15 protein-coding genes are annotated in these 17,933 nt (G+C 62.0%); 13 read left to right on the forward strand and 2 right to left on the reverse strand.

The window, feature by feature from the left end; genetic code table 11:
* Nucleotides 1-7 precede the first annotated feature (7 nt).
* The 12 genes from RX329_RS14470 to panC all read left to right on the forward strand — a co-directional run bounded on the left by RX329_RS14470 (nucleotide 8) and on the right by panC (nucleotide 11,583).
* Nucleotides 8-445: a CoxG family protein gene (locus tag RX329_RS14470; protein WP_231142519.1), complete on the forward strand. Its 438-nt coding sequence runs from the start codon at nucleotides 8-10 to the stop codon at nucleotides 443-445.
* Nucleotides 446-447: 2 nt separating this feature from the next.
* On the forward strand, nucleotides 448-1,317 hold the full coding sequence (locus RX329_RS14475) for an FAD binding domain-containing protein (protein ID WP_007594422.1): 870 nt from the start codon (nucleotides 448-450) through the stop codon (nucleotides 1,315-1,317).
* Between the two features lies 1 nt (nucleotide 1,318).
* Nucleotides 1,319-1,849 carry a (2Fe-2S)-binding protein gene (locus RX329_RS14480; protein WP_317246029.1) on the forward strand — a complete coding sequence of 177 codons (531 nt, stop codon included), beginning with the start codon at nucleotides 1,319-1,321 and terminating at the stop codon, nucleotides 1,847-1,849.
* A 62-nt stretch (nucleotides 1,850-1,911) separates the two neighbouring features.
* Nucleotides 1,912-3,057 (forward strand): FAD-dependent monooxygenase, encoded by a 1,146-nt coding sequence (locus RX329_RS14485; protein ID WP_317246030.1) that lies wholly within the window; start codon nucleotides 1,912-1,914, stop codon nucleotides 3,055-3,057.
* Nucleotides 3,058-3,090: 33 nt separating this feature from the next.
* Nucleotides 3,091-3,807: an isochorismatase family protein gene (locus RX329_RS14490; protein WP_247385000.1), complete on the forward strand. Its 717-nt coding sequence runs from the start codon at nucleotides 3,091-3,093 to the stop codon at nucleotides 3,805-3,807.
* Complete coding sequence (locus RX329_RS14495; protein ID WP_317246031.1) at nucleotides 3,804-4,694, forward strand: alpha/beta hydrolase; 891 nt, start codon at nucleotides 3,804-3,806, stop codon at nucleotides 4,692-4,694. The genes RX329_RS14490 and RX329_RS14495 overlap by 4 nt, the downstream gene beginning before the upstream one ends.
* The gene (locus RX329_RS14500) at nucleotides 4,675-5,727 is read left to right on the forward strand and encodes a leucyl aminopeptidase (protein WP_247495137.1); all 1,053 of its coding nucleotides are present in this window, start codon (nucleotides 4,675-4,677) and stop codon (nucleotides 5,725-5,727) included. Before RX329_RS14495 ends, RX329_RS14500 begins: the two co-directional genes overlap by 20 nt.
* Before the next feature lie 114 nt (nucleotides 5,728-5,841).
* On the forward strand, nucleotides 5,842-7,191 hold the full coding sequence (locus RX329_RS14505; RefSeq protein WP_317246032.1) for an MFS transporter: 1,350 nt from the start codon (nucleotides 5,842-5,844) through the stop codon (nucleotides 7,189-7,191).
* A gap of 225 nt (nucleotides 7,192-7,416) precedes the next feature.
* Nucleotides 7,417-9,105, forward strand: coding sequence for a methyl-accepting chemotaxis protein (locus RX329_RS14510; protein WP_317246033.1), 1,689 nt, complete (start codon nucleotides 7,417-7,419; stop codon nucleotides 9,103-9,105).
* Between the two features lie 261 nt (nucleotides 9,106-9,366).
* A complete protein-coding gene (panD, locus tag RX329_RS14515) occupies nucleotides 9,367-9,774 on the forward strand; it encodes an aspartate 1-decarboxylase (RefSeq protein ID WP_317246034.1) in 408 nt (135 codons plus the stop codon).
* A 73-nt stretch (nucleotides 9,775-9,847) separates the two neighbouring features.
* On the forward strand, nucleotides 9,848-10,732 hold the full coding sequence (gene panB / locus RX329_RS14520) for a 3-methyl-2-oxobutanoate hydroxymethyltransferase (protein WP_231142510.1): 885 nt from the start codon (nucleotides 9,848-9,850) through the stop codon (nucleotides 10,730-10,732).
* 2 nt (nucleotides 10,733-10,734) lie between these two features.
* Nucleotides 10,735-11,583 (forward strand): pantoate--beta-alanine ligase, encoded by an 849-nt coding sequence (gene panC, locus RX329_RS14525; protein ID WP_231142509.1) that lies wholly within the window; start codon nucleotides 10,735-10,737, stop codon nucleotides 11,581-11,583.
* Between the two features lie 1,486 nt (nucleotides 11,584-13,069).
* Here the strand turns inward: panC and RX329_RS14530 are convergent.
* Both RX329_RS14530 and RX329_RS14535 read right to left on the reverse strand, forming a co-directional pair.
* Nucleotides 13,070-13,498, reverse strand: coding sequence for a GlcG/HbpS family heme-binding protein (locus RX329_RS14530; RefSeq protein ID WP_317246035.1), 429 nt, complete (start codon nucleotides 13,496-13,498; stop codon nucleotides 13,070-13,072).
* A complete protein-coding gene (locus RX329_RS14535; protein WP_317246036.1) occupies nucleotides 13,491-16,502 on the reverse strand; it encodes an FAD-binding and (Fe-S)-binding domain-containing protein in 3,012 nt (1,003 codons plus the stop codon). The genes RX329_RS14530 and RX329_RS14535 overlap by 8 nt, the downstream gene beginning before the upstream one ends.
* Before the next feature lie 212 nt (nucleotides 16,503-16,714).
* Between RX329_RS14535 and RX329_RS14540 the strand changes: the two genes are divergently transcribed.
* Nucleotides 16,715-17,914, forward strand: a complete 1,200-nt coding sequence (locus RX329_RS14540) for a pyridoxal-phosphate-dependent aminotransferase family protein (protein WP_317246037.1) — start codon at nucleotides 16,715-16,717, stop codon at nucleotides 17,912-17,914.
* Nucleotides 17,915-17,933 lie beyond the last annotated feature (19 nt).

A 17,933-nucleotide genomic window follows, 5' to 3' on the forward strand; every position in this document is an offset into this window, starting at 1 on the left:
ATTCAATATGTCGATGGTGGTGCCCGCGACGCCGGCGGAGCTTTGGAGCACGCTGATCGACGTCCCTCGCATATCGGGTTGCATCCCCGGCTGCGAAAACGTCGAGGAAATCGAGCGGCTTGCAACTTACAAAGCGACCGTCAAACAGAAGATCGGCCCGTTCAAGGTCGAGGTCCCGGCCGACATCATCGTTGAATCGATAACGGAGCCGTCTCACGTCCGCACGCGCGCCACGGGCCGCGACAAGATCACCGGGACGAGGCTGGCGGTTGTTCTCGACGTGACTGTGACGCCGGAAGGGGCGGGGTCCACATTCGCCGTGGACGCGAAGGTCGACGTGCAAGGTCGCCTCGCGACTATGGGGTTCGGCGTCATCAAGCGTCGCGTCGATCAGAACTTCGAGGAGTTCGAGAAGCGGCTCAAAGAAATGTTGGGCGCGACCTGATCATGCTGCCTTCACCCTTCGCATTCGAGAGGCCTTCGACGATTGCCGGCGCCGTACGTGCGGTCGGAAAGTCCGGTGACGGCATGTTCTACTCCGGCGGAACCGAATTGCTACTGGCGTTGAAGTTGCGCGTCATCCATACGGACCGGCTCATCGACATTAAGGGAATCAACGGACTTGACCGCATTGCTCTGAACGATGCGAATGACATCGAACTCGGTGCGCGCTGTACGCACAACAAGATCGCCAATGATCCTGTTATTCGCGCGCATGTGCCGGCGCTGTCCTCGCTCTGTGCCAACGTTGCGAACATCAGGATCCGCAGCGTTGGAACGATCGGAGGCAATCTGTGCTTCGGAGAGCCCCACGCCGATCCGCTGACTATGCTCGCGGCCTTGGACGCACGGCTGGTGCTTATTGGCCCCAGCGGTACGCGTGTCGTTCACGCTGACGATTTCATCCGAAGTGAGCTGGAAACGGTGCGGGAGCCGGATGAGCTTCTGACAGTCATTGCGTTTTCGCGCCCTACCGGACCGGTGACCTATCGGCGGTTCAAGCATGGTGAGAGGCCCTCGGTGAATGTCGCGATGGCTTGGTCGCTGGGCCCCAGCGGAAGGACGATCAGAAGCGCCCGCGTGCGGGTCGGAGCGCTCGGTTCGCGACCTCAGCCTTTGAAGGCCATCGAAGATGTCCTCCAGGGCATATCCGTCGCTGAAGTCCGCCCGGCGATCGAGGCGGTGCTCCCGACGGCGCTGGGCGAGTTGGAAGTCAACGAGGATCGGCATGGCGGCGCCGAATATAAGCGGCACCTTGCAGGTGTCTTGCTTCTGCGAAACGCGGACGAGGCGATCGCCGCAGCCGGGAGCGCGTGAAATGACACATGTGCTGCCCATTTCGTTCTCGCTGAACGGCCAGGCGATCGCGATCGACGTTCCTGCCCATACGCTATTGATCGACCTGATCCGGGATCGCCTTGGCCTGAAGGGGACGAAGCGCTCCTGTGACATGGAGGTGTGCGGCGCCTGCACCGTTCTGCTCGACGGTGAGCCGATCTCGAGTTGCACCACGCTCGCCGTCGATGTCGATCAGCGGGAGGTCACGACGATCGAGGGCGTAACGCCGCCCGAGGGCCTATCGCGGATTCAGAAGGCGTTCGTGCTTCACGGCGGCCTCCAGTGCGGCTTCTGCACGCCGGGCTTCATTATGGCTGTCACAGCGTTGCTGAAGGCGACGCCGCACCCGACTGACGAAGAAATCCGTCACTACCTGCACGGCAACCTCTGCCGCTGCACCGGATACACCAAGATTGTCGAGGCCGTAAGGAGCCTTGCCGCCGAGCAAGTCTCCGAAGACGCCGCCGAGCCCCGTCGCAAGATAGCGCAATGTCGTTTGGAGATATCATGATTCTTGAACAGGTCAGTAAATCGAGTGTCCTCATTGCCGGCGCCGGCATCGGCGGCTTGGCGATGGCGCTTTCGCTGCTTCGTCGCGGCATCGATTGTGACGTATTTGAGCAAGCGTCCGAGTTGCGCGAGGTCGGAGCCGGCCTTTGGATCTCCATGAACGGCGTGCGCGTTCTTCGGGATCTCGGCCTCACCGAACAGGTCGAGCAGAACTGCATCGCGGCCGAGCGACGCTCGATCCGGCTCTGGAACACCGGTGATAGGTGGCCCCTCTACAACCGCAGCTCCGACGCGGCGCGCAATCAGCCCTATCTGCTGCTCCGTGCTCACCTGCTGAAGATTCTCGTCGACGGCGTGCGCGAGTTGAAGCCGGGCGCCATTCATCTGAGCGCCCACGTTGTCGGGTTCAGTCAAGACGACGAAGGGGTTCGGGCCAAGCTTGCTGATGGCTCCGAAGTCGAAGGACGCGCGCTGATCGGCGCTGACGGTGCGCATTCGAAGGTCCGCCTTGGCCTCATCGGCAACATCGAGAGCGAGTACACGAAGGCCATCGCCTGGCGTGGTCTCGTGCCCGTCGACCGCCTTGCGCGGCATCAGCGCGAACCCGAGGTGGCAACCTGGATCGGACCCATCGCTCATGTCACTGCCTATCCGGTCCGTTGGCAGAACACCGTCATGATGACCTTTTCGGGCCAGGTCGACCATGACGACTGGCTCCTCGAATCCTGGTCGGAGAAGGGTTCTGTCGAGGAATGCCTGAAGGACTTCAAGGGCTGGCATCCGGACATCATCGAACTGGTCGGGAATGTGGATACCCTGAACAAGTGGGGACTGTTCGTGCGGCCGTCGCTGGGTACGTGGTCGAAGGGATGCGTCACCCTGCTCGGCGACGCCTGCCATTCGATGCTGCCGTACCTCGGGCAGGGCGTGAACATGGCCCTGGAGGATGCATCCGTCCTCGCCCGTTGCTTCGAGGAGAATCCCGATGACATCGCGGCGGTATTCAAGACGTATCAGGGCCTGCGGCTCGATCGCACCACCAAGGTCGCAAAGTCGGCGGCCGGCATGCTGCCGATCTTTCATAACCAGGCGCTGTGCAAGCCGGAGACAGCGGGTGACTACATCAAGACCCAGTGGGCACCGGACGCGACGGCTGCGCGATACGATTGGATCTACCAGTACGACGCGGCCACCGCGCCGCTTCACTGACATGCTCACGATTGTGACCTCTGGAGCGCAACAGTGACTGGCACCAGGCACCCCTGGGACGACGTGATACCGCTGGACGAGCGCGAAACCTATGCCCTCGCAGGGCTGGGTGGTGCGGCGGGATTCGGCAGACGACCGGCGTTGCTGGTCATCGACGTGCAGTATCGTTCGGTCGGCGACCGGCCGATGCCGATCCGCGACGCGATCAAGCAATACCCCACCAGCTGCGGCGAGGCCGGTTGGCATGCGATCGCACACATCGCCGAATTGGTGCTGCTGTTTCGCGAGAAAGAACGGCCGGTGATTTTCCCGCATGTCGCGCGGAAGGTAGGCCAGGACCAGGGCGCGTTCTCCGCGAAGATCCCGGGTATCATGCGGATCCCGTCCGAGGGCTACGACTTCGTCCGAGAGGTGGCTCCGGAGCCCGGCGAGTTGCTGCTGCCGAAAACTCAGGCAAGCGCGTTCTTCGGCACTCCGCTTGCGACCTATCTGATCGGTGCCGGCGTCGACTCGCTGGTGGTGACCGGCTGCACGACCAGCGGCTGCGTGCGGGCTTCGGTTGTGGATGCGTGCGCGCTGAACTTCAAGTCAATTGTGCCGAGCGATGCGGTCTACGACCGCTCGCCCACGTCTCACGCCGTCAACCTGTTCGATATCGCCAGCAAATACGCGGATGTCATGCCGACGCAGGTCGCCATCGAGCGGCTTCGCGCGCTGTCGGATGACCACACAAAGGATCAGCAGACGTGAGCGGCGCCGCGGCATCCGGATTGCTTTACGGCGCCAATGTGCACGCCAACGGCATTCGGCAGCATTATTTGCGGTTCGGCGGGATCGGGCCGGAGATCATCATTGTCCCTGGCATCTCGACGACTGCGGCGCAATGGGCCTTCATCGCAGAACGCCTGTGCTCCGGACACGACGTTTTCGTGCTCGATGTCCGCGGTCGCGGCCTTTCCGAAAGCGGCCCGCATCTCAATTATTCGCTCGACGCATGCGCATCCGACCTCATCGGGTTCGCTGAAGCGCTTGGAATGGGCCCTTATACGCTGCTGGGCCACTCGATGGGCGGCCGCATCGGAATCCGCGCCGCGCGTTGGCGGCCATCGTCCATGGACCAACTGATACTGGTCGATCCGCCGGTCTCCGGTCCCGGACGCCGCGCCTATCCGATTCCGGTCGAACCGCTTCTCAAATTGCTTCAAAGCGCGAAGCGCGGAGAAGCCGACGCGGCGCTGCGAAGCCCCTCTGCTCCGCGGTGGCCCGAGCTGCACATCCGCACTCGGGCCGAGTGGATGCATACCTGCGACGAGCGTGCTCTCATCGAGAGCCATAAAGGCTTTCATGACGATGATATCCACCGCGACCTCGCCCATCTCGGCGTTCCCACCGCATTGATCGTCGCCGGGCGGGGAGGGGTCATTCGACCCGAAGATGAAGCGGAAATTCGCGGATTGCTGCCGTCGATCGCGATCAGGACGCTGGAAAGCGCGGGTCACCAAATGCAGATCGACGATACCGAGGGCTTCCTTTCGATCGTCGAAGAGCTTCTAGCGCGACCACGCGATCGGTTCGACGGCCGCGTGTCTACGTTCGGCAAACAGGAGATCAGTGAAGATGTCCCGACAAATCGTTGATGTTGAAATGCTCGAGCTCTTCAAGGCCGAGCTGACACTCTGCAAGGTGAAGAAGGGCGAAGTCGTTGCGGTCCTGAGCGGCGGCGAGGATCAGCAGGAATACGCCCAGGCCTTCATGCTGGCCGCGCAGAGCCTCGGCGCAACGACCTTTCATCTCAACGTGCCCAAATACGGCCAGGGCAAGGTCGCAGGCCTGCAGGGCCGGCATGCGCTCACGGGCAACCAGCCGGCGATCGATACGCTCAAGCGCGTGGACATGGTGATCGATCTCCTGGGGTTGCTGTTCTCTCGCGAGCAAGCCGAAATTCAGGAAGCGGGCACGCGCATCTTGCGCGTGATGGAGCCGTTCCACATCCTCAAGAAGATGTTCCCGACCGAAGATCTGCGCCGGCGAACGGAGCTTTCTCGAACCCTCCTCCAGTCGGCCAGCAAAATGCGGATCACGTCGCCCGGCGGAACGGACGTAACTTATGGCCTGAAGCAATACCCGGTCATTTCCGAATACGGATACACGGATGAGCCCGGGCGCTGGGATCATTTCCCGTCAGGCTTTGCCTTCACTCAGGCGACCGATGGCGACGTCAACGGCACGGTCGTGCTGATGCCCGGTGACATCCTCTGCGCGTTCAAGCGTTACATCCAGTCGCCGGTCACGCTGACCGTGAAGGGCGGTTATATCGTCGACCTCAAGGGCGAGGGCACCGACGCGCTCCTCATCAAAAACTATATCGACAGTTTCGGCGATCCGCGCGGCTGGGCGATCTCGCATATCGGCTGGGGATCGAACGAGCGTGCTACCTGGCACCACATCGCGGCCTCCCAGGTAGTCGCGTCGGAGCACATCATGAATGCGCTTTCCTTCTACGGGAACGTCCTGTTCTCGACGGGTCCGAACACAGAGCTCGGCGGTACGAATGACACGCCGTGTCATTTGGACATCCCGCTTCGCGGCTGCAGCCTGTGGCTCGACGATATCCACATCCTCGACAAGGGCGACTTTGCTTATCCGGAATTGAGAGCGCCGGGCCGCTAGGCCCCCGCGCATCAAAATCGGTGCCCGGAGCCGCATTTGCGACTCCCAACGACGCGGAAAGCGTTTCGATAACGACCATCAATTGTCCAGTTCTCTCAACGGGAAGCGCACCACATGTCTACGGCGATCGGAACTTCGGAAGATTACACGGCGAGGCAACGGTATTCGATTATGATCTCGGCGATGCTGGGCTACATTCTCGACTTCTACGACGTTCTGATCTTTCCGTTTCTTTTGCCCGCGATCCAACGGTCGATGTCGCTATCGTTGGCCGAGGTCGGTTCACTGCAAGCTCTGACATTGTTCGGATCGGCCATTGGCGGCGCGCTGTTTGGCATCGTTGGTGATCGACTTGGCCGAAAGACCTCGCTTCAACTCACAATCGCGCTGTTCTCGATTGCCGCGATCATTTCGGCCTTCGCATGGAATTACTGGTCGCTTGCCGTGCTGCGGTTGATCACCGGCATCGGTCTTGGCGGCGAGTATGGCGTAGGCATGGTGCTCTTCAACGAGGCCTGGAAAAAGAGCAGCCGAGGTTTGGGCGCGGCTGCCCTCCAAGGCTGTGCCGTGATCGCGTCATCCACGGCTTCAATCGTTGGCATCTGGCTGATTGCGACGTTCAGCGACGAGTGGAGCTGGCGCATCGGCCTACTGAGTGGCGGTGTGCCCATCCTGCTGATCATCTTCATTCGTTTCTTTATGCCTGAATCCAAGATCTGGCTGGAGTATGAGGCGCAACGCAAGGCCAGTCAGGTCACCGCAGAAGCCCGCACACTTCCCCTTGCGGATCTCTTCCGCAATGGGCTGGCACGGCAGACCGTCATCGCCTCCGTATGGCTGATGAGCTACATGCTCTGCTACTACAGCGTCGTCTCCTTTATTCCGACACTGCTGCTGCGCGATATGCATACGCCAGGTGATGTCGTTCGCACGACAGCCGTTCTGCTCTCGGTGGTCAGCGGCATTTGCTACCTCGCGAACGGCTTTTTCAATGACAGGGCTGGCCGCCGCTTCGGAGCCCTCGTGCCCGCGCTGTTCTGGGTCGGGTCTTTGGTCGGTATGGCTGTGTGGGGGAGCCAGCTCTACGTGGGATCGAAGACTGAGTGGCCGATGTTCTGGCTCTACATCGGCTTCGGCATTGGCAACGTCGCGCTGGGTGTGACGGGCGTCTGGATCTCGGAACTCTATCCGGTCAACCTGCGTGCGACAGCGGTGTCTACATTCTATATGGGAGGTCGCGGGCTCGGCAGCATAGCCCCTGTGATCGTGCCACTTGCGGCCGCCCATTTCGGCGGAAGCCTTCTCAACGGCATGGTTGCGGTGGCCCTTCCCGCTGCGGCCGTCTTCATTCTCGCCTCTCTTTTGCTGCCCGAGACCCTCGGCCGGGATTTGTCCGCGAAGGGCTTCAAGGTCGACACGGAAACGGAGGCCACGATGAAGGCTGCGTCGGTGTCGAGCGTTTGACGCTGGTGGAAGGGCTTGACCGGCGAGATGAGGGTTGTCGACCTGCTCATCTCGTCGATGCATGCGCAGTGGAAAGGAGCTGGCACTCCGTCGTCCGATCCTGGTCAACATGGCGCAAGTGTTGGCCGACTTGTAGCGGCTGTAACGAAACCTAAACCGATCACTTGTAAACAAGCAATAATCTATGCGCCTGAGCCCGCCGGGCAGTTGCCTTGGAAACGTTCCTTGAAATCACTCAATAACATGCCGATCACTCCCAAGATCAGCATTCTAGTTGCGATCTCGATGCTGGGCCTCTTCTCAGCTGGATTGCTTGCGGGCTATTTGATGCAGAAGGAAATGATCAATTCGCGTGTCGAACAGACCCGCGCCATCGTCGAGATCGCCAAGAACTTTGCATTGGGCTTGCAGAAGCAAGTCGAGGCAGGCCAACTCACCAAAGAGGCTGCAATTGCTGAATTTTCCCGCCGTGCTCAGACGATGACGTATGACAAGGGCGCGGGCTATATTTTTGCAAATACGATGGAAGGTGTCGCGGTCGCCTCTCAGGATCCAAAGACAATTGGGGTCAATCGTCTTGACGGCAAGACCAACGGACGTGCGCTGATCCGCGAACTGCGGGACGGCGTGGCGGCGAACGGCGATGTCGTGCTGCGTTACGAGTTTATGAGGCCCGGCGAAAAGGAGCCGATCAGGAAGCTGTCCTACGCGGTAGGCATTCCCGGATGGGACATGTTCGTCGGTTCCGGCGCGTATCTGGATGATCTTGATGCCAAGCTGCAACCGATCATGTGGTCGCTCGGGGGTGCCATCATCGTGATCGGACTGGTCTCGGGTGTCATCGCCTGGTTCCTCGGCCGCAGCATCACTAAACCGTTGGCAGCACTTTGCACGTGCATGAGGCGGCTCGCTGACGGCGAACTCGAACAGGACATTCCAGGTGTAGGTCGGAAAGATGAGATCGGCGCAATGGCCGCGACCGTCCAAGTGTTCAAGGACAACACGATTCGTATTCGGGGGCTGGAGCTGGTCGAGGCCGAAGCTCAACGTCGCACGGCTGCCGAGCGCCGTGCCACCTTGGAGAGCATTGCGAATGATTTTGAGCAAAGCGTCGATGGCATCGTTCGTGCGGTCGCCGCTTCAGCCGCCGATATGCAGGGCACAGCGGATATTATGACCACGACCGCCAGCGATGCCAGTCTGCGCGCGTCCACCGTCGACGCTGCGTCAGAAAAAGCGTCCGGGAACGTCGAAATGGTAGCCGCCGCCGCCGAGGAATTATCTGCGTCGGTAAGGGAGATATCGCAACAGGTGTTGCAGTCGACCGAGGTCGCGCGCCAAGCTGTTGGTGACGCTGAGCGCACAAACGCTACGGTGCAGGTCCTGGCAAGCGGAGCCGAAAAGATCGGCGAAGTTGTCCAACTCATCCATAGTATCGCCACGCAGACCAATCTCCTTGCCCTCAACGCGACGATCGAAGCGGCACGTGCCGGCGACGCCGGACGCGGATTTGCTGTCGTGGCAGCCGAGGTTAAATCGCTTGCCAATCAGACGGCAAAGGCAACGGAGGAGATCTCCGCGCAGGTCGAGACCATGCAGGCAACTACAAACGACGCAGTTCTCGCCATCAACGGAATTACGCAAACGATCGTCAGGATGAGTGACATCACGCTGAGCATTTCCTCCGCGGTCGAAGAGCAGAGTGCTATGACAAGCGAAATTGCGCGCAACATCCAGTCCGTCGCCGCGGGTTCCAACGAAATCAGAGTGCATATAGGCAACGTCAGCACCGCAGCGGCCGCCACCGGTACAGCAGCCGGCGAGGTTCTCACTAATGCGCGTGGGTTGGAGAATCAGTCGGATATGCTGCGTACGGCGGTAGACCAATTTCTGACCAAAATGCGAGCCGCCTGACCGGACGTTCCTGCCAGCGGCGCATCGCTCGCGGGTACTTGAGACGTCGGCGCCCAGCTCGAGGCAACTCCGCCTTTCACATGGCGATTGGGTAGGAAGTTCTTACGTGATGATCGCGCGACCATTGGACGTTTTTATGCGTTGGGTCGCCATTTTTGAGAGATATGTTTCATTTTGCTCATCGAGGTTGACAGTTTTATCTCGTGCTCCGTAGGAATGCCCGGCTTTGGGGATGCGTGCGAGGTTCGACGGAACTTTCAGATGAAAAAGGTGCTCGCCGCCAAACTTCACGGCATCCATGTCACGGAGGCCAATCTTCACTATCACGGCTCGATCACGCTCGATCCGGATCAGTGCCATGAGGCGGGGATTCTGCCGATGGAATTCGTGGAGATCTGGAACAAGAATTCCGGCGCGCGAATTTCGACCTATGTCATCTTTGGCGAACCCGGCTCACGTTGTTGTGTCCTCAATGGTGCCGCCGCGCGCACCTGCCACGTCGGCGACCAGATCATCGTCTGCAGTTCGACGTACGTGGATGGGGCGGAAATCGTTCGGCTGAAACCAAGAATTCTCGCCTTCGATCGCGACAACCACATTACCGATCGCATGACCTATTCCGTCACTCGGGATTGTGCCAAGCGCTATTGCTTCGAAATCCTGGGCTAGGCAGGCGACGCCAAGACCATACCACTTCGTGCCGCAGAATCGAACTGATGTCAGTCTTACGGTAGGAGTGGATATGAGCCACAGGTCCGAAACGGCGTTCGAGCGGGTCACGCTTCCAAGGCTGCAGCTGTGGAAGGAGGAGGGGCGGCGCCTCGTGATGACGACCGCCTATGATGCGGTCACCGCACGCATTGCGGATCCCATCGTGGATATGATCCTTGTCGGAGACAGCGTCGGCAACGTCTGCCTCGGATTCGATAATACGCTGCCGGTCAGCATGGCGATGATGAATCACCATCTCGAGGCGGTTGCGCGTGCGAAGCCTCGAGCCTTGCTCGTGGCCGATATGCCATTTCTGAGCTTTCACCTCAGTCCCGAGGACACGATACGTAACGCCGGAGGTTTCCTGCAGCGTGGCGCTGACGCCGTGAAGCTCGAGGGCGGATCCAAACGCGTCGCAATGATACGTGCCCTGGTCGAGTGCGAGATTCCCGTGATGGGTCATCTCGGCCTGACCCCGCAGAGCGTCAATGCAATGGGCGGATTCAAGGTGCAGGGCCGCAAGGCCGATGACGCCTTGCGCCTGCTCGACGACGCCCATCGCCTGCAGGAGGCCGGCTGCTTCGCTCTGGTCCTGGAAGGCATCCCGACCGAGCTCGCTGCGCGAGCGACGGAAACGCTGACGATACCGACCATCGGGATTGGCGCAGGTCCTGGTTGTTCGGGGCAGGTGCTGGTGTTCCACGACGTGCTCGGCTTGATTGAAGGCCATGTCCCGAGATTCGTTCGGACCTACGCCGACGGCTTTCGGGTGTTGCAGGAGGCGCTGTCGCGTTGGGTTGCCGATGTCCGCAACGGTACATTTCCGGCACCGCAAGAATCCTATCGGCTTCCCGAAGGCATAGGTGAGACGATCGCAAACTGGGCGCCTTCCAACCGAACCCGATGTGAAGCGTAGATATGCAGACAATCACGACGGTCGCCGAGCTTCGCCGCGCGCTCGCGGACGCTCACAGAGCCGACAAACGTGTCGGACTTGTACCGACAATGGGCTATCTGCACGACGGCCATTTGGCGCTGATCGAGGCCAGCCGGGCGCAATGCGACGTCACCGTGGTCAGCATCTTCGTCAATCCCACCCAGTTCGGGCCACGCGAGGATCTAAGTACGTATCCGCGCGACTTCCAGCGCGATGAGAAGCTATGCCGCGATGCCGGTGTTACGATCGTCTTCGCGCCGGTTTCACAAGAAATCTATCCTGCTCAATTCGAGACCTTCGTCGAACCGGGCGAGCTCGCGAAACCGCTTTGCGGCGCTTTCAGACCGGGACATTTTCGTGGGGTTGCGACGGTTGTATGCAAGCTGTTCAATATGGTGCAGCCGGACGTCGCGTTCTTCGGGCAAAAGGATTTTCAGCAGTGTGCGGTCGTGCGTCGGATGGCCATCGATCTGAATCTGCCGATCGAGATCGTGACCGTGCCGACCGTTCGGGAGGCGGACCGTCTCGCAATGAGCAGCCGTAACCGGTATCTCAGCGAGGAAGATCGGGGGCAGGCCCTCGCCATCAGTCGTGGACTGTTCGCCGCAGCGGAGGCGTTCGGCTTGGGAGAGCGGAACGTGGACAAGCTGGTTGCAATCGCCAAGAGGCATTTGGAAACGGTTGATCAGCTGCAATACCTCGAGCTCGTCGACGGCGACACGCTCAAGCCCGCGTCAAGTCCGCTGCACCGCCCCGCGGCGCTGTGCGTGGCCGCCTATGTCGGCTCGACGCGGCTTATCGACAACGTGATACTTCAGCCAACTCCATAGTGCGACAGAGGCGAAAGAATCGTTTTGATTGAAGCTGTCCGACGCGAAGCGCCTCAGGCAGGCCGTCCTCACTTTCGTAGGGCGGCTGAACGGATCATCTTCGAAGAAGTGCAGTTTCGGCGCGCGGACCGTCAGGTTCTTGCCATTCCCGAGCTTCGCCTGGACGAGCGCCGGATCGGCCTGGTTGGTGACAATGAGAAGGGGCGCGCGGTGCTCGAGCTCATGGAAGCTCGGCCTTCTGAAGCCGAGGCCGGAAGGCAGGCAGCTGGAGCCGAGCCGCCGCCACCACACCCGCGGCTCGTCTTCCTGCCTCGACCCGGCTCGGCCGGGATCAGCGCCGCCGAGCCGCCCGCGAACGGGCGCGCGCGAAGGCTCCCTGACTCCTCCTGAGCGGCTTCCGTCGAGCCTCTGGTCATCCCGGAAAACCGAAAATCGTTTGCCCAAGGCTCGAATCGCAATGCTCCCTTCGCGAGCTGATGCTACGGTACGTCCAGCAGGGGGACTAACGCTGGGCCATCTACCGAATATTTCAAAACTCACCTCTTGGGCCTGAATAGATCACGCGGCTTTCCAGCGCTTACGAGAAGGCCCTCCGTACGATTGGCGTACAGGATCGAAACGATCCGCTCACCGAAGTGATACCGCCGGGAAGATCATTGAGATCGGGCAGACGGGCCTCAAGGACCCCGCCAAGATCTGCCTCCGGGCCATCGAGGAGTTATGCCTACCGAAAGGATAATTGCGAATAAAAAGGTCCGAGGTTCCCGCTGCATGTCAGGGCGCGGACAGGTACTCAGACACATCGCCGAATTACAGATCAGCTCGGCGTCGCCGAATTCACCGGTTCCGGATCGCCCGTGGCTGAACGCGAGCGCCTGCGCAGCCGGGTTTTCGCGAGAGCGCTTCGGCTCGCATGACGGCGACATCCGCTCGCGGGTGGCTCGCTCATCCCGTCATGAAACGAGTTCGAGTCTTTCCCGGGGGCCTTTTCCGCCTCATGCGACCGGAGAAGCGCCCTTCGCGCAGAGAAATCGGACGAGGTTTGTAGCTGTTCTCGCGGTAAACGCCCGCAACGAAATCGCAATGAATTGGGTGAAACGACAGTGAACAAAACGGGACGGGAACGACTGCCACACCAAGAAATATCAATAACTTAAAAGATACTCACTGCGTTCGGGACGCAGAGGCCCCACGGTCAGATCGCAACTTGAACCGAATGTCGGTATCGGTGGTTGCGCCTCCGGGATTTGAACCTTATTCGAGCACCATTTGGGTAGCGAGGAATCGCGCTCGAACGGCGGCTTTTGACGGGCTATCGGGAGGCCAGCTCGGGAGTTAGGCTGCCCGCCGATAAGAAAACAGGGCTTCCAAAAGAGTGGGTTTAGCGATGTAGCGCTCTAGTGACTCCAACCCCCGACAAGCAACCCCCGCGGCCCACTCCACAAGGTCTTGGCGAGCGTGCGACCTTCGGGTTCGTGGATGATCGCTATCCCGCGTTGGCCTTCAACCCCGCGGCCTGGATGCCGGCCACCGCACACGCCTCGTCATTGTCCGACGTGTCGCCGGAGACGCCGACGGCGCCGAGCAGCGTCGTGCCGTCCATGATCAGCACGCCGCCGGGGACCGGCACCAGCGCGCCCTTGGCCATGGTGTTCACAGCATCGATGAAATAGGCCTGCTCCTGCGCGCGCTGGAAGAGGGCGCGTGAACCGATGCCCAATGCGAGCGCGCCATAGGCCTTGCCGTGCGCGATCTCGGCGCGCATTAGGCTGGTGCCGTCCTGCGCCGCGGCGATCTTGAGCACCCCGCGGGCGTCGAGGATGGTAACCACCAGCGGCTTCAGCTTCAGCTCGGTGGATTTCGCGAAGGCGGCATCGAGGATCTTGCGGGCGGTGTCGAGGGTGAGGTCAGCCATGGCTGGTTTCCTTTGCAACGGGAGGGATTGCGGATTCGGTCTTCGCACGATCGAGGCTCACCGCCAGCACGCGCGCAACGTGAAGCGCCTCGCGCTGGGCGCCGTCGTGGATCTGGTGTCGGCAGGAGGTGCCGTCGGCAACGACGAGCGTATTCTGGTCCGCGCGCCGCACGGCGGGTAGCAGCGAGAGCTCGGCCATCTCGATCGAGGCATCGTAGGTGTCCGCGCCATAACCGAACGCGCCGGCCATGCCGCAGCAGCTCGACTCGATGGTCTCGACCTTCAGGCCGGGGACGAGGCGCAGCACCTGCTCGACCGGCTTGAACGCGCCGAAGGATTTTTGATGGCAATGGCCGTGCACCAGGGCTTTGTCAGCGACGGTGCCGAGCGGCAGTTGCAGCCGGCCGGCCTCGGCCTCGCGCACCAGGAATTCCTCGAAGGTCAGCGCATGGGCGCCGACGGCCTTGGCGTCGTCGTCCTTGCGCAGCGAGGCGAGCTCGTCGCGCAGGGTCAAAAGGCAGCTTGGCTCGAGGCCAACGATCGGGACGCCGCGCGCGGCGAAGGGCGCGAATGCGGCGACGAGACGATCGAGCTCGGATCTGGCTTCGTCGACGAGACCCGCTGACAGGAAGGTGCGGCCGCAGCACAGCGGACGGCTGCCGCTTGCAGGTTTCGGTAGATGCACGCGATAGCCGCCGGCTGCGAGCACGCGCAACGCGGCCTCGAGGTTCTCGCGCTCATAGATGCGATTGAACGTGTCGGCGAACAGCACCACCTCGCGCCCGGTTTCCGGCCCGACCGCCTCGGCCGGCGGCACGAACACGTCGCTGCGGAACGCGGGCAGCGCGCGGCGGGCGCTGATGCCGGCAAAGCGCTCGAACAGCTTTCGCAGCAGCGGGCTGCGGTTGCGCAAATTCGTCAGCGATGCGAAGCGCGACGCGAGGCCGGCATAGCGCGGGAGGTAGCCGACCAGGCGGTCACGCAAGGTCAGGCCATGCGAGGCCGCGCGCGCGGCAAGCACCTCGATCTTCATCTTGGCCATGTCGACGCCGGTTGGGCATTCGTGGCGGCAGGCCTTGCAGGACACGCAGAGCTTTAGCGTCTCCATCATCTCGTCGGAGGAGAGCGCGCCTGCGCCGAGCTGGCCGGAGATCGCGAGCCGTAGTGTGTTGGCGCGGCCTCGCGTCACGTCCTTCTCGTTGCGCGTCGCGCGGTAGGACGGACACATCACGCCGCCCTCGAGCTTGCGGCATGCGCCGTTGTTGTTGCACATCTCGACCGCGCCCTGAAAGCCGCCGCCGGCCCCGGGATAAGCCGACCAGTCGAGTTTTGTCTTGAGCTCAGCGACGCGATACTCAGGCGCGAAGCGAAACAGCGAGCGATCGTCCATCCTGGGAGCGTCGACGATCTTGCCGGGATTGAGCACGCCATCGGGATCGAAGCGTTGCTTCACCTCGCGGAAGTCGGCGACGAGGCGCTCGCCAAACATCGTTTCGTGGAATTCGGAGCGCACCAGGCCGTCGCCGTGCTCGCCGGAATGCGAGCCCTTGTATTCGCGCACCAGTTCGAAGGTTTCTTCGGCGATGGCCCGCATCGCCTTGACGTCCTTCTCCAGCTTTAAGTTCAGCACGGGCCGCACATGCAGGCAGCCTTCGGAGGCGTGAGCATACATGGTGCCGCTGGTGCCGTGCTTGGCAAACACCTCGCTCAGACGCGCGGTGTAGTCGGCGAGATGCGGCAGCGGCACGGCGCAGTCCTCGACGAAGGAGACCGGCTTACCCTCCTGCTTCATCGACATCATGACGTTGAGGCCGGCGGCGCGGAAATCGGCGATCCCGCTCTGCAGCGCGGGGTCGGTGATTTCGACCACGCCGCCCCATTTGCGCTTGTCGTTGTTCCAGCCGAAGCCGAGATCGCCCATCAGCTCGCCGAGCTGCTTCAGGCGCACGAGGTTGTCCGCCTGGTCCTCCTCCGCGAACTCAACCACGAGCACCGCATCCGGATCACCCTTGATCGCGGTGGAGATGATGGGCCGGAACATCGCGATGTCGCGGCCGAGCGCCAGCATGGTGCGGTCGACCAGCTCGATCGCAATCGGCTTCAGCTTGACTAGATGCTGGGCCGCGTCCATCGCCTCGTAAAAACTGCCGAAATGGCAGATACCGAGCACCTTGTTGCGGATCACGGGCCACAGCTTCAGCTCGACCTTGGTTGTGAAAGCGAGTGTACCCTCGGAGCCGACGAGAAGGTGCGCCATGTTGTTGCGCGCATTGCGCGGCACCAGCGCATCGAGATTGTAGCCGCCGACACGGCGCTGCACTTTTGGGAAACGCGCCGCGATCTCCCCGGCTTCGCGGGCGCCAAGATCGAGCATGTCGCGGAACAGGGCGCGGGCGCTGTCGTTCGCATCGAGATCGGAGAGATCGCGCGAGACCTCGCCGAAGCGGCTCAGCGTGCCGTCGGCGAGCGCGGCCTCCATCGACAGCGTGTTGTCGCGCATGGTGCCGTAGCGCAGGCTGCGGCCGCCGCAGGAATTGTTGCCGGCCATGCCGCCGATGGTAGCGCGCGAGGCCGTGGAGACATCGACTGGAAACCAGAGGCCGTGCTTCTTCAGCTGGCGGTTGAGGTCGTCGAGCACGATGCCGGGCTCGACCACGCAGGTGCGCCCTTCGACGTCGAGCGACAGGATCCGGTTCAGGTGCTTGGAGAGATCGACAACGAGGCCGTCATTGACGGTCTGGCCGCATTGTGAGGTGCCGCCGCCGCGCGGGGTCACCTTCAGTCCCTCGTCGCGCGCGATCGCCAGTGCCTTGAGGGCGTCGTCCATGGTGCGCGGCACCACCACGCCAGTGGGCACGATCTGGTAGAAGGACGCGTCGGTGGCGTAGCGGCCCCTGCTGAAAGCGTCGAACAGGACGTCGCCGGTGATTTCCCGAGCAAGACGGGCCGCGATGCCGTCCTTTTTGGCCAAATCCTGTGATTTCCCGGGCACTTCCGCCGCCATGGTCCGCTCTTGCCTGTTCGCCGCCCCCGTCTTGCTCCCGGTCACGGCCCTTGGCAAGGCGAGCCCTGCTTCTTGTGCATTGACGGACCCCGCCCGGCGAGGGACAAGCCCGGCGAATAGTGATATTCGAGCAGCTCGCTCAGCCTCCTTCAGCCAACAGGCTCGAAGTCGAGCTAGGCTCAAGACAGACTCAGAGACCGGGAAGGACGCCGATGACCGTGCATACTGGAAGGCATTTTCTCCAGATTCCAGGACCGACCAACGTGCCCGACCGGGTGCTGCGGGCGATGGATATGCCGACGCTGGACCATCGCGGTCCGGAGTTCGCAGAGCTCGGTTTCGCCGTCCTCGCCGGCATGCAGCGGGTGTTCCGCACCAAGCAGCCCGTGATCATCTTCCCCTCGTCCGGCACCGGCGCCTGGGAAGCTGCGATGGTCAACGTGCTCGCGCCCGGCGACAAGGTGCTGATGTGCGAGACCGGTCAGTTCGCCGTGCTGTGGCGCGGCATCGCCGACAAGTTCAAGCTCGACGTCGACTTCATCCCGAGCGACTGGCGCCATGGTGCCGATCTCGCCGAGATCGAGAAGCGGCTTGCCGCCGACAAGCAGCACGCGATCAAGGCGGTCTGCGTCGTCCACAACGAAACCTCGACCGGCTGCGTGACGCCGCCGCTGGAGGTGCGCAAGCTGCTCGACCGGGTCAAGCATCCCGCGCTGCTGATGGTCGACACCATCTCCGGCCTCGGCTCGATGGAGTACGAGCACGATGCCTGGGGCATCGACGTCTCGGTCGCGGGCTCCCAGAAGGGCCTGATGCTGCCGCCGGGCCTCGGCTTCAACGCCGTCTCGGAGAAGGCGCTCGCGGTGGCCAAGGCCAACCCCGGCATGCGCTCCTATTGGGACTGGCAGGAGGTCATCGGCTTCAACAAGCTCGGCACCTTCCCCTATACGCCGGCCACCAATTTGCTCTACGGCCTGCGCGAGGCGATCAAGATGCTGGAAGAGGAGGGGCTCGACAACGTCTGGACCCGCCACAAGCGCCACAGCGCGGCGACGCGTGCCGCGATCAAGGTCTGGGGCCTGGAGACGCAGTGCGCCGATCCTGCCGCGCATTCGCCGGCGCTGACCGGCGTGCGCGTGCCTGATGGCCACGATGCCGACGCCTTCCGCAAGGTGGTGCTGGAAAACTTCGACATGTCGCTCGGCACTGGTCTGAACAAGGTCAAGGGCAAGGTGTTCCGCATCGGCCATATCGGCCATTTCAACGATCTGATGTTGATGGGCACGCTCGCCGGCGTCGAGATGGGCCTCGATCTTGCAAAGATCCCGCACCGGAGCGGCGGCGTGTTGGCGGCCATGGACGTCCTGAAGGGACGCGACGTGGTGCCGATGGCCAAGGCTCAGGTGGCTTAAAGGCTCAGGTGGCCTGAAG

The organism is Bradyrhizobium sp. BWC-3-1 (assembly GCF_032917965.1).
GTDB classification, from domain to species: Bacteria; Pseudomonadota; Alphaproteobacteria; order Rhizobiales; family Xanthobacteraceae; genus Bradyrhizobium; species Bradyrhizobium canariense_D.